General features: G+C 41.1%; 11 protein-coding genes. 4 read left to right on the top strand and 7 right to left on the bottom strand.

All coding sequences use genetic code 11. The features are described 5' to 3' along the window. Positions 1 to 33: 33 nt before the first annotated feature. The 6 genes from gspH to gspC form a co-directional block, all read right to left on the bottom strand. Positions 34 to 648 (bottom strand): type II secretion system minor pseudopilin GspH, encoded by a 615-nt coding sequence (gene gspH, locus CXF72_RS11065; protein ID WP_101039085.1) that lies wholly within the window; start codon positions 646 to 648, stop codon positions 34 to 36. Next, on the bottom strand, positions 638 to 1084 hold the full coding sequence (gene gspG, locus CXF72_RS11060) for a type II secretion system major pseudopilin GspG (RefSeq protein WP_101039084.1): 447 nt from the start codon (positions 1082 to 1084) through the stop codon (positions 638 to 640). The genes gspH and gspG overlap by 11 nt, the downstream gene beginning before the upstream one ends. 81 nt (positions 1085 to 1165) lie before the next feature. After that, the gene (gene gspF / locus CXF72_RS11055; protein ID WP_157823240.1) at positions 1166 to 2380 is read right to left on the bottom strand and encodes a type II secretion system inner membrane protein GspF; all 1215 of its coding nucleotides are present in this window, start codon (positions 2378 to 2380) and stop codon (positions 1166 to 1168) included. Between the two features lies 1 nt (position 2381). Then, a complete protein-coding gene (gene gspE / locus CXF72_RS11050; protein ID WP_232784957.1) occupies positions 2382 to 3914 on the bottom strand; it encodes a type II secretion system ATPase GspE in 1533 nt (510 codons plus the stop codon). After that, positions 3914 to 5899 (bottom strand): type II secretion system secretin GspD, encoded by a 1986-nt coding sequence (gene gspD, locus CXF72_RS11045; protein ID WP_101039083.1) that lies wholly within the window; start codon positions 5897 to 5899, stop codon positions 3914 to 3916. Before gspD ends, gspE begins: the two co-directional genes overlap by 1 nt. A 94-nt stretch (positions 5900 to 5993) precedes the next feature. Continuing rightward, on the bottom strand, positions 5994 to 6830 hold the full coding sequence (gspC, locus tag CXF72_RS11040) for a type II secretion system protein GspC (protein WP_101039082.1): 837 nt from the start codon (positions 6828 to 6830) through the stop codon (positions 5994 to 5996). Positions 6831 to 7155: 325 nt separating this feature from the next. Between gspC and hslR the strand changes: the two genes are divergently transcribed. From hslR to pckA, 3 genes are all read left to right on the top strand, one after another. Beyond that, positions 7156 to 7560, top strand: a complete 405-nt coding sequence (hslR, locus tag CXF72_RS11035; protein WP_101039081.1) for a ribosome-associated heat shock protein Hsp15 — start codon at positions 7156 to 7158, stop codon at positions 7558 to 7560. A gap of 125 nt (positions 7561 to 7685) precedes the next feature. Further along, on the top strand, positions 7686 to 8546 hold the full coding sequence (hslO, locus tag CXF72_RS11030) for an Hsp33 family molecular chaperone HslO (RefSeq protein WP_101039080.1): 861 nt from the start codon (positions 7686 to 7688) through the stop codon (positions 8544 to 8546). A gap of 210 nt (positions 8547 to 8756) precedes the next feature. Next, positions 8757 to 10388 (top strand): phosphoenolpyruvate carboxykinase (ATP), encoded by a 1632-nt coding sequence (gene pckA / locus CXF72_RS11025; RefSeq protein ID WP_101039079.1) that lies wholly within the window; start codon positions 8757 to 8759, stop codon positions 10386 to 10388. Between the two features lie 112 nt (positions 10389 to 10500). Here pckA and CXF72_RS11020 read toward each other — a convergent pair whose 3' ends face one another. Further along, positions 10501 to 11592 carry a hypothetical protein gene (locus tag CXF72_RS11020; RefSeq protein WP_101039078.1) on the bottom strand — a complete coding sequence of 364 codons (1092 nt, stop codon included), beginning with the start codon at positions 11590 to 11592 and terminating at the stop codon, positions 10501 to 10503. 359 nt (positions 11593 to 11951) lie between these two features. Between CXF72_RS11020 and CXF72_RS11015 the strand changes: the two genes are divergently transcribed. Continuing rightward, a partial coding sequence (locus tag CXF72_RS11015; protein ID WP_101039077.1) for a 2-hydroxyacid dehydrogenase occupies positions 11952 to 12851 on the top strand: 900 nt, incomplete at its 3' end.

The raw sequence follows: 12851 nt of genomic DNA, 5'->3' as shown, positions 1-12851 counted from the left end.
CTGCGATAGAAATAATCGAATACCGTTCTGATTTCATTCTTTGCTCAACTCTGCGATAGAAATCGCACCATTCATACTCACTGAAACCGTTGTTGATTGTTTTTCAGGATCATTATCAGTCTTCGAAAATACCAATGAAAAAGGAGATACCTCACCACTGGACATCACATAAATCGGTGGATTTAAAGTTTTTAGTTTATTATCACCTTCAATATCAACACGTTCCGATTCTTCAATAAAACTGTCCTGATCTGAGTTGTTTATTTCGCCCCAGGTCGAATCGGACAGGCTATATTCGAGACGGATAAGCTCAGGCAATTCGACTTTTTCCTCTATTTCACCCACGCGAGCGGCTAACCAGCGTTGCTTTGAATAATCATAAATAGCAAATTGGTAACTGTTTTTTTCAATCACTAACCCCAGCTCATTACCAGAGATAAGCGCCTCGTCTTCGGCCAACTGCAATAAGGTTGCGAAACGCTGCGCCTGCCAACTGGCATTGTTTTCTGAGCTTAAAGTATTAGGAAAGGTCATCACCACCGTAAGTGAAGCCAAGCCTATTAATAATACCACCAACATCACCTCCAGCAGGGTGAAGCCAGATTCCCGGGAATTTTTCAGATACTTTTTATAGGGGTTATTGCCCATCCAAATTCCAGTTGCCTATATCATCATCGGTGCCTTCTTCGCCATCGCGGCCAACAGACAAAACATCAATTCGCCCCTGTTCTCCCGGGCTGACCAATATATAATCGTTGCCCCATGGATCCTGAGGAAGACGTCTGATGTAACCCTCTTCTCGGTAATTACGCGGTGCGGGTGTGCCGCTCGGCTTTTCAATCAGGGCATCCAATCCTTGATCCGTAGTGGGATAATAACTGTTATCTAAGCGATACATATCTAAAGCATTTTCTAATGCGACCAGATCCGACACCACTTTTTGACGATCGGCTTTGTCCTTATTACCCATCAAATTAGGGACTACCAGAGAGGCTAATATTCCTAAAATGACAATAACCACCATAATTTCAAGTAAGGTAAAACCTTTTTGTTGATTGCTATCTTGTCTTTTGTTGCTTCTCACTATCCTGCCCCTAGATGTTGTTATTCAAATTTAAACTTACCAAAAATTAGGTTAATGCAATTATCACCTTGGCAATATGCGCTAACCCGACACCATATTATTCAACTGCAAAATAGGTTGTAATATTGCCATAACGATAAATAAAACAATACCCGCCATGGAGATAACCAAGGCGGGTTCAAAAATGCCCAGTGCAATTGTTACCTGTGCAGCAAACTGTTTGTCCTGATTATCAGCAGATCGTTCAAGCATATTGCCTATTTCGCCGCTGCGCTCCCCGCTTTTTATCATATGTAACATCATTGGAGGAAACAATTTTGTACTGTCTAACGCTTGCCCTAGGCTTGTACCCTCTCTAACACGCTCCGTCGCCTCACCGACTTTTAGACGTATAAATTGGTTGCTTAATACATTTCCGGCAATCGACAGCGCTTCTAATAACGGCACAGCACTGCTATTTAGAATACTCAAGGTGCGGGCAAAACGAGCGGTATTCAGTTCGTTAGCGACACGTCCGACAACGGGAAATTTAAGCAGTTTCTGATCAAACAATAACTGATTTTCCGGTTTTCTAAGTAACCTTTTGAAAATCACCAGTGAAGCAAAAATAAGGATCACAACCGTTAACCCATAACTGTTTAAGGCATCGCTTGCGGCAATCAGAAATTTGGTTGAAGCGGGTAGATCCGCGCTCATATGTTCAAACTGCCCAACCACTTGCGGTACTACTGAGGTTAATAAAATAGCCACAACAGAAATGGCAACTAAGGTTAATATCAGCGGATAAATCAACGCTTGCATCATTTTGCTTTTCATTTCTTCGCGTTGCTCGGCGTAGTCTGCCAAACGATCCAGTACCTGATCAAGATGCCCTGATTTTTCCCCCGCCGCGACCATCGAGCAAAACAGATTATCAAAAATCAATGGAAATGCCCGCATGCTGTTTGCCAGACTATGTCCTTCCAGCACCCCGCCACGAACCGATACGATCATGCCCTTTATGTTGGGTTTATCACACTGCTCAGCCACTGCATGCAAACATTCCTCAAGGGGAATCGCTGATGCAACTAGAGTCGATAATTGACGCGTAATTAAGGCTAAATCAGCGGTTTTTATTTTTTTAGTGAATAAATTGCTTCCTTTTTTCGAAGACTCGCTGCTAACAACTTCAATTTCAAGGGGAGTTAAACCCGCTTTGCGTAGCTGATGCCGCAACAAGCGTGCCGAATCAGCTTCTTGAGTACCTTTTTTCAGCTTTCCCCGATCATCCATTGCTTTATAAGAAAATGTTGCCACGTTAATCCTCTCTGCTTACACGTAGAACCTCTTCCAATGTGGTTACTCCTGCTAACACTTTAGCTAGACCATCATCACGAATACTTGGCGTGCGCTGACGAATTAATTTTTCGACCGCCTGCTCTCCTGCTCCGGAATGAATTAATTCGCGAACCTGCTCATCAACGATTAATAACTCATGGATACCGGTACGCCCTCTATAGCCGGTTTGATTGCAGTGAGAGCAACCCTTGGCTTTATAGATACGCGTATTATCTTTTTCCTGCAAACCTAAAATCTGCTTTTCTTGTGCTGTTGTGGTCTGCGTTTGTCTACAATCAGGACATAAACGCCGGACTAATCGTTGCGCTAAAACCCCCAATAAACTGGAAGATAACAAAAATGGTTCAACGCCCATATCATGCAAACGCGTAACTGCACCCACAGCACTGTTAGTATGCAGAGTTGATAAAACCAAATGTCCGGTTAAGCTGGCTTGTACGGCAATCTGCGCGGTTTCTAAATCACGAATCTCCCCGATCATAACAACATCGGGATCCTGACGTAAAACTGCCCGTAACCCCCGCGCAAAAGTCATGTCTACTTTGGTATTTACTTGAGTTTGTCCGATACCATCAATGGAATACTCGATAGGATCTTCAACCGTGAGAATATTACGATCTTTCGAGTTTATCTCTAATAAACTGGCGTACAAGGTGGTGCTTTTACCTGAACCTGTGGGTCCCGTGACCAAAATAATGCCATGGGGTTTATGGATAAGATCGCGAACCAGTTGGTGATTTTCTTCTGTCATGCCTAAGGTTGCAAGGTCTAGTTTAATGGCATTTTTATCTAATAAACGCAGTACAACTCGCTCCCCATAACTTGAAGGCATAGTTGAAACTCGCACATCAACCGCCCGACCACCAATACGTATGGAAATACGACCATCCTGCGGCACCCGCTTTTCAGCAATATCTAACTTCGCCATTACTTTAATACGAGAAACTAATAAGTTAGCTAACTTACGTTGCGGTTTAAGAATTTCTCGTAATACACCATCAATACGGAAGCGGATCACTAAACTATTTTCAAAGGTTTCGATATGAATATCGGAAGCTTCTTCTTTAATCGCTTCACCCAACATAGCGTTAATTAATTTAATAATCGGGGCATCATCTTGTGTTTCTAATAGATCCTCATCCAGAGGCAATTCATCTACCAAAGTAAAAAGATTATCACTGCCAATATCTTCCATCAATTGCTGTGCTTGAGAAGAGGAAGTTTGATAAGCCGTTGTCACTAACTTCTCAAAACGGGCATTGTCTACCTGTTTTAAAGTAAATTCACAACCGATAGCACGACGCACTTCAAGTATCAAATCAGCAGTAGGGGCTTTCTTGTAACAAAGCTGCGCATTCTCATTTTCGTAAAAAACCACTAACTCATGTTTTTTTGAGAATGGGAAAGGTAACTGACCACCCGGCGTCACTTCAATAAGCTCAGCTTCATTGAGCGCCACCGCTTGCAAAGTGTCTGCCTCAGGCGTGATCATTAATTCACACCTTCTGTTGTTGGTTTTTTGGTTTTACTTCCTGACTTGATGAAATTATCCGGGTTAATTTCATAACTTTGTCCCCATTCGGGCAGCACCGGAGGAATAGCGTTAGGCATCAAATTAATACCCAGATCACGCTGTTTTTCCTGAACGGCGCGAATTAAACTATATTTCCGCGTACTGAGCTCCATCATAGTCTCGTCACTCCGAATAATAGTTGCGCGCAGGAAGACCATTAAATTGCGTTTTTCCGTGCTGCTTTCTGTTGATCTGAACAGGAATCCCAACAGAGGGATATCCCCCAATAAAGGCACTTTCTGAACAGTCTCATTGACAGTTTCATCAATCAAACCACCGATTACAATGGTTTCACCTGACTTTGCTAATACCGTTGTTTTAACTGAACGGGTCGAAAAAATAACATCCACAGCGGAAGTATCATTTTTAATACCTGAAACCTCTTGTTCAATGATCATTTGTACTGAATCCCCTTCATTAATTTGCGGAGTTACAGTGAGCTTGATGCCAATCTCTTTACGTTCAATGGTTTGGAATGGGTTATCAATACCAGAGCTGGAGGCTGTGCCGGTTAAAACCGGTACTTCATCACCAACAATAAAACTGGCTTCCTGATTATCCAGCGTTGTAATGCTCGGGGTCGCCAATATGTTGGAGGTTGTCGCGCTGCTTAATGCTTGTAATACAACGCCCCAATTGGATCCGACATAACCTGCGATGCCACCGGAAATTTGGGCTAGTGCTGAAATAGCGGCATCATCACTCTGCGTACCCGCCACAATGTCGCCGGTCGTGACAGCACTATCCTGAAATTGTGTGCCACCATTGGATGTTCCCCATTGAACATTAAGATTAATACCATCACCCTCAGAAACTTCGACGATAATAGCTTCAACCAAAACTTGCGCACGGCGAATATCTAATTGACGAATAATACTGGTTAATGATGACATCAAGGCCGGTTGTGCAGAAACCACAATCGCATTAGTCCCTTCATGCGCCTGAATACTCAGCGATTGATTAGCACTGGATTGAGCTGCTGTACCGCCTGGGGAGCTATCAATGTTTTTGCTGACCCCCTGTAATACATCAACCACTTCCTGGGCATTTGCATATTTAAGGTAAAAAACATGCGTATTACCCTCATTCAACAGTTCAGCATCTAATGATTTAATTAACTTAACAATCCGCGCTCGCGATTTAGGTTCGCCGCTGATAATAACCGAGTTAGTCCGTTCATCAGCCACTAATTTAGGCTCTAAAACAGATGAGCTGATATTTTTTGTTCCACTTGACGATTGCTGAATGGCATTGACAATTTTAACCATTTCCAGTGCGCTGGCATATTTAAGTTTGATGATGTCAACTTCCTGGTCACCCGCTTTATCGACCCGATGGACAATCTCTACCAAACGATTAACAACAGCCGCCCGACCGGTGATCATTAGGACGTTGGAAGGGTCATAATGGACCACATTACCACCGCCAGCATTATCATTTAATTGCCGTAATAGAGGGGCTAACTCACGCACGGAAACGTTAGTAACAGGCACTACCCGGGTCACCATTTGGTCACCGGCATAGGTTGTGCCATCATCAACAACAGGGATAGCGGCGGTTTTGGCATCCTTAGCTTTAACCACTTTGACTATGCCATTATCCATTTCAACAGTAGCGAAACCATAAACCTCTAACACATTTAAGAAAAACTGATAATACTGTTTTTCATTCAACAAATCGTAACTGCGTACATTGATACTGCCACGCACCGATGGATCTAATATAATGGTTTTATTTAAATTTTTACCAACAATATTGATAAACTCATTAATATCCGCGTTTTTGAAACTGGCCGAATATTCAGTGGCAGCTACACGCCCTGCATTAATCGCGCAAATCAATAAAACCAACAAACTGAAAATTAATCGCTTAGATAATTTTTTTTGTATCCTGAAAAGACTCATCTTTATTAAAACTCCAAATTATTACTGCCACGGCAAATTAACTATTTACGCTCTAAAATATAGCTTACTACAATCATCATCCATGTCGATGAAACTATGGAATACTGAAATACAGCTCATATAACTGACCATCGCGATCAACTGTTAAGCTAATCTCGGTCATCGTTGGGAACTCTTGCATTAAAGACATAGACTCCGCCATATTGGTGAGATCAACACCATTTAACTCGACGACCAAATCTCCATTTTCTAAACCGGCCTGTTCAAATAAGCCCGGATCTCGACCAGGAGTGAGGCGGTAACCTTTAATTTCACTCCCCTCTCGCACGGGTGAAATATTAATGTAGTTGGTTAACTTACTGGGATCTTTTAATATTTCACTACGGTCTAAATCGATTTCTTTCGGTGCGGTCGCTTGAGTCGGCGTTTCTATCGGGGAGATCTCATTATCCGTCTCTAGTCCATCCAACATTAATATCTGGTAAATACCATTTTCATCAAGAACGACATGATCCTCATAAATTTCATAAACGGAAGCACTGGTGCCTTCGATCTTAGAGTTAATAAAATAACTGTCCTGTTTTCCATTGTTGCCGATAATTGCACTAGAATATAATGGGTCAGAAGCAGCAACCACGCCGGCCAAGGTTAAATTAAGTTTTGTTGCACTCATGGTCTCAGGCAACAATTGCTTTTTAGGCCTAGCAACAGGAACTGCACTTTTCCCAAAAAGATACAGGCCATTTATCTTGTCACGATCAATGTTATTAGCACTATTTAACCCGGTTATTTCGGGTATAGACCACTGCACGGCAGATTTTTCGACAGGTAATAACGACCAGCTAAACAAAGCAAGTTGGTATGCTAACAAAGCGGCTAACAAAAGCAGTACTATGTTTGGCAGTTTTTGTAAAAAAATGGATAACGGCACTAAAACATCCTGTTTTATTTAGAATTTTTGATTAAAGAGGGAGCAGATAAAAGGAATAGTTATGCCTAATCACTTTTTTATTTAGAAGAACAGCCCGACTCTCCTAAATAAAGCAATTCCCATGGGTTATGACTACAACCCCATATCCTTCGTATGTTAGCCTTATATATCAGACAAGTATATAAATGCTAAATTGTAGACAAAAAAAAACTAAATGTGACCATTCAATAAGCAGACTATGATTTATCTATTGAGTATAGGCAAAAAAAACAGGGTGAAAAACACTTATTTGTTATACTCAAGATTCATCAATAAAGGTTCAAAAATGACAGATAAAAAAATTCGTTTAGATAAATGGTTATGGGCAGCCCGTTTTTACAAAACACGCAGTACGGCGCGAGAGATGATCCAGGGCGGCAAAGTACGCTTTAACGGACAGCGTGCTAAAGCGAGTAAAATCGTAGAACTGGGTGCAATATTATCAATCCGCCAGGGCGATGTGACTAAACACGTTTCAGTAGAGATTTTATTCGAGCAACGCCGCGGCGCACCTATTGCCGAAACCTTATATAAAGAAACAGCCGACAGTATAAAAAAACGTGAAGAATACCAAACCTTACGTAAACTAAGTTTACAAAATGCACCGCATCCCGACAAAAAACCAAATAAAAAACAACGTAGAGAGTTAATCCAAGCAAAAGTGCAGCGTAACACTGCTAATTTCGATTAATATTACCCGCCTATTTGGAATGCGAAGCCCACAGCATAAAGCCAATACAACAGTGCAGAGAGTCTTCATTAATGTAACCTTATTAAGACTCACACAAAACGACTTTAACAGAGAGTAAAAAGATCATGAATGACCAACTACAACGCTTTATTTTTGATGCCTACCAAATTCGGGGTGAGATAGCCCGGGCCCATAATAGTTTTAACGACATCATTAAAAAACATGATTATAGTACTGAAGTCGCTAACCTTGTTGGTGAGTTGTTAATTGCGACTAGTTTAATAACGGCAACATTGAAATTTGCCGGTAAAATTACTGTGCAGTTACAGGGTGACGGACCGTTAAATACGGCGGTCATAAACGCCAATCAAAATCTGGAAGTACGTGGAACTGCGAATGTTAGCGGCGACACTGCGGGTTTGTCTTTTAAACAACTGGTTGGTAAAGGACACTTAATGATTACTATCTCACCTGAAGAGGGTGAACGTTATCAAGGGATTGTGGCTTTAGAGAAAGATTCGTTAAGTGAATGTTTAGAAGATTATTTTATTAAATCCGAGCAATTAGCAACACGTATCATTTTACACGCCAGTGCCAAAAACACAGCGCAAGCAGCAGGTTTATTATTACAAACTTTACCTGCTGTTGATGAGAACCATGAAGCCGATTTTCAACATGTTTCCGCATTAGCTTCTACGGTGAAAGAGGAAGAGCTCTATACCTTAGCAAACGATGAATTACTGTATCGTTTATATCATCAAGAAACAGTGCGTTTATTTGAAGTTCAACCCATCCGTTTCCAATGTAGCTGCTCAAAAGAACGCTGTTTAACATCACTAGCTTCAATCACAGCAGAGGAGATCCTTGAAATGTTGAATGAACAGGGCAGTATTGATATGCACTGTGAATACTGTGCGAGTGATTATCACTTTGAGAAGGATGATTTACAAATATTGTTAAATGACGAACATGGCGTGCAGCACTAATAATATATAAAAGCAGCTAAATAACACAAAAATCGAGGATCATTTACATTATATTAGTGTAAATGCCCTTTTTTTAACAAAAATTTCTCATTATTTGAACTAGATCTCCTAAATGCATCCTCTAATACCTTACCCTGTTAGTCTCATTTTCATCCAATTTAATGGCTAGGCAATATCCATTAAATAAACACTACCCGAGGGACATTGAACATGGCAACGACGAACACATTTTCTGCTGAAACATTAAGTAAATACGGTATTACGGACATTCCTGAAGTTATCTATAATCCGAGTTATGATAAACTCTATGAAGAAGAGATAGCAGAAAATTTAGAAGGTTTTGAAAAATGTACCGTCACGTCAAATGGCACTGTTGCGGTTGATACGGGTATTTTTACCGGTCGTTCTCCAAAAGATAAATATATTGTTAAAGATGATACGACTCGCGACACCGTTTGGTGGAGTGACCAAGGTAAAAATGATAATAAAGCTATCGACCAGGGAACTTGGGATTATTTAAAAGAAATCGTAGCCAAAGATCTTTCCACTAAACAACTTTTTGTGGTTGACGCTTTTTGTGGGGCAAATGAAAATTCCCGCTTAAAAGTTCGTTTCATTATGGAAGTTGCCTGGCAGGCACATTTTGTAACCAATATGTTTATCCGCCCAACGGCTGAAGAACTTGTAGATTTTGAACCCGATTTTGTTGTAATGAATGGCTCTAAAACAACCAATCAAGAGTGGAAATCTCACGGATTAAACTCTGAAAACTTTGTTGCTTTTAATCTTACAGAAAAAATTCAATTGATCGGTGGCACCTGGTACGGCGGTGAAATGAAAAAAGGGTTGTTTTCAGTGATGAACTACCTGCTACCCCTTAACGGCATGGCATCTATGCATTGTTCAGCAAATGTGGGTGAAGCTGGCGATACGGCGATTTTCTTTGGTTTATCGGGTACCGGTAAAACCACTCTGTCAACGGATCCAAAACGTAAATTAATTGGTGATGATGAACATGGCTGGGATGATGAAGGTGTATTTAACTTTGAAGGTGGCTGTTACGCTAAAACCGTCCGTTTAAGCGCAGAAGCTGAACCTGAGATTTTTAACGCGATTAGACGCGATGCATTACTTGAAAATGTGGTTGTTGGCGCTGATGGTGTTGTCGATTATGATGATGCGAGTAAAACAGAAAATGGACGTGTTTCATACCCTATTTATCATATTGAAAATATTGTAAAACCTGTGTCAAAAGGCGGCCATGCCAAGAAAGTCATTTTCTTGACTGCTGATGCTTTTGGTGTTTTACCTCCGGTTTCCAAACTGACTAAAGCGCAAGCGCAATATCACTTCCTCTCGGGTTTCACCGCAAAATTAGCGGGTACTGAGCGTGGTATTACAGAGCCAACACCGACCTTCTCTGCTTGTTTTGGAGCTGCATTTTTACTGCTACACCCAACACAATATGCCGAGCAGTTAGTTAAACGTATGGAAGCAAGTGGTGCAGAAGCATACCTTGTAAATACAGGTTGGAATGGCAGCGGTAAGCGCATCTCAATCAAAGATACTCGTGCCATTATTGACTCTATCTTAGATGGATCAATTGAAGACGCACCTACTAAAACAATTCCATACTTTAATCTGGAAGTTCCATTAGCTTTACCGGGTGCTCGCAGTGACATTCTTGATCCACGCGATACCTATGCAACGACTGCCGAATGGGAAACAAAAGCAGAAGAATTATCAACTCTGTTTATTAATAACTTTGCCCGTTATACGGATAAAGCAGAAGGGCTAGCCCTTGTTTCTGCAGGACCACAATTAAGCAAACTGCTTGTTTAATTTATAAGAAAAGGTTCAATCTAAGCCAGTTAAGTTCCCTCTTAACTGGCTTTTTATTAATCAAAAAACACCAAAATAACATGCTATAACTACCTGATATAAAAACAACCTTCTACAACTGCCCAAGCAAATAACTGACTAACTGCGATGCACCGTCTTCACAAGTCTGAACCTGCGGATAATCAAGCAAATCCAATTGCTTAATAACAGTTATTAAAGCATCGTTGCTCAACTGCGAAAGCTTAACTTCGACAAAAGGTACCCGCGCACTTAAAAACTGGTTTAAAAAGGGTGTTTCCGGCCAATCCGGACGCTCAAGACTAATGACCCTTACTTTTTGATATTTGGCGATAGCCGCAATTTCACAATAGGTACCGTATCCAGGTTTAGTTAAAATCAGATCACAGCTGCTAACTAACTGTAAAAAAGAGAAAGGTAACGTGCTTAATTGGCTCATATCATCGCGCAACTGACTAGCATGCTGATCCACCAGCCAATGCCACCCTGTTATGTGAGGCCAATTTTCAAGATCCAGCTTCATTGGTAAACCACCCAGTGCTACTAAGCCAATTTTATCTGTACCTGCCGGTAATTTTTGCAGTAACTGTGCAGATTCGGGCGGCGGGTGATCACAGATACTGCCTACCTGTATTTCCTTATCCTGCATAAAGGGCACCGAGGGCAAAGGTTTAAAAATGAAATCAACCCGTTCATAAATAGAGACCATATTATCAAAAATAAATTTTGCCTGAATTATCTCGCGTTGCCCGGGTCCAAGGCAATAGGCTTGATAAATTTGAGCCCAGTTAAAAGGCGCAACCGAAGCGGTCGGGATATTCAACTGCATCGCCGCTTCCAAACTGACCGGTGATATATTGCTGATCAGGCAGTCAGGTTTAATCTCTTCTAAAATCTGCTTTTCCTGAGCAACTGCTTGCTGCCAATTATCATAAAGAGATAAATATTTAAGCGCACTTGCTTGTATATCCACCTCAACCGGAGAAACCATTAACATACCAAAATCATTACCCAGCGTAATCAGTTCGAACTCGCAGCGAAGACGCGACTGCAAATAAACCTTAGAGACCAAACTGAGCACAGTGATTTTTATATCAGGATATTTTTCTTTTACCTGATTAATAACAGCGCATGAAATTGCGGCATGTCCAAAACCATGTGCGGTTATAGAAAAACACAGATGCATAAAAAACTCCCTTTAGCACGGTTATAAAAACAGCAAAAATAATCCTGTTGCAGGATGATGATTTCCCGTACCGCTTTACAGATAAAATTTCAGGCAGTATGGTTAGATAAAGTGTATACCCATGATACTTCAATTTTCCTTGCCCTACGGGGCGCGAGCTCAAAAAACAGCGCTGCGTTGCACCAATCGGAAAGGGAATAACCATTTACATCTACCGCTAGAGGATTAACACAGTTAGTCACTCGAAAGGTCATGTTACGTTTTGCTTTGATCGAAGAGCTTGCGCCTGACAAAGCATTTTGAAGTAACATGGGTATAAGACCAGCATCTTATTTTTTATCCATCTTGGGAATTCTATTATGAAAGTTGCCATGTTCAGTACACGCAATTATGATATTAAACATTTTGATCCTCTACTGGCGGTTCAACAAGAGTTAATACAGATAAAGTATTTTGATACCCGCTTAGATGTTCATACCAGCCAACTGGCTAAAGGTTATGATGCGGTCTGTGCATTCGTGAATGATGATCTCGCAGGTCCGGTATTAACTGAGCTCGCAAGTTTTGGCATTAAGCTTATCGTGATGCGCTGTGCCGGTTTTAACAATATAAATTTAGCGGTTAGCAAAAAATCAGGTCTGACTATCATGCGCGTGCCGGCATACTCCCCGGAAGCCGTTGCCGAACACGCTATCGCATTAATGATGACCTTAAACAGACGCATTCATAAAGCTTATCAACGTACCCGCGATGCCAATTTTTCACTCGATGGATTAGTCGGGTTTAATATGTTTGGTAAAACTATGGGGGTTATCGGCACAGGTAAGATTGGCCTTGCCACCATACGTATCCTAAAAGGATTTGGCTGTGAGATATTAGCTTATGATCCTTACCCCTCTGCACAGGCAATTGAACTTGGTGCTGACTATGTTTCACTAACAGAATTATTTACACGCAGTGATGCTATTACTCTGCATTGCCCGTTAACTGACGATAATTACCATCTGCTTAATAGAGAATCTTTTGCACAAATGAAGAAGGGTGTGATGCTCATTAATACTAGTCGGGGGGCTTTAATAAATGCTAAAGATTCAATTGAGGCGCTAAAAAGTGGACAAATAGGCGCATTAGGCCTGGATGTTTACGAAGAAGAAGACAATCTGTTTTTCAACGATCACTCCAATGAAATTATCACCGATGATGTATTTCGCCGTTTATCTTCATGCCACAATGTCATTTTTACCGGTCATCAAGCATTT

Source organism: Psychromonas sp. MB-3u-54 (assembly GCF_002836415.1).
GTDB lineage: Bacteria > Pseudomonadota > Gammaproteobacteria > Enterobacterales > Psychromonadaceae > Psychromonas.
The sequence above is the reverse complement of the archived record's forward strand: the minus strand, read 5'-3'. Positions and strand labels throughout refer to the sequence as shown.

Coding starts and splice junctions, on each gene's coding strand:
- gspH (WP_101039085.1), bottom strand. CDS start 648: ATGGGCAATAACCCCTATAAAAAGTATCTGAAAAATTCCCGGGAATCT.
- gspE (WP_232784957.1), bottom strand. CDS start 3,914: ATGATCACGCCTGAGGCAGACACTTTGCAAGCGGTGGCGCTCAATGAA.
- gspD (WP_101039083.1), bottom strand. CDS start 5,899: ATGAGTCTTTTCAGGATACAAAAAAAATTATCTAAGCGATTAATTTTC.
- hslR (WP_101039081.1), top strand. CDS start 7,156: ATGACAGATAAAAAAATTCGTTTAGATAAATGGTTATGGGCAGCCCGT.
- hslO (WP_101039080.1), top strand. CDS start 7,686: ATGAATGACCAACTACAACGCTTTATTTTTGATGCCTACCAAATTCGG.
- pckA (WP_101039079.1), top strand. CDS start 8,757: ATGGCAACGACGAACACATTTTCTGCTGAAACATTAAGTAAATACGGT.
- CXF72_RS11020 (WP_101039078.1), bottom strand. CDS start 11,592: ATGCATCTGTGTTTTTCTATAACCGCACATGGTTTTGGACATGCCGCA.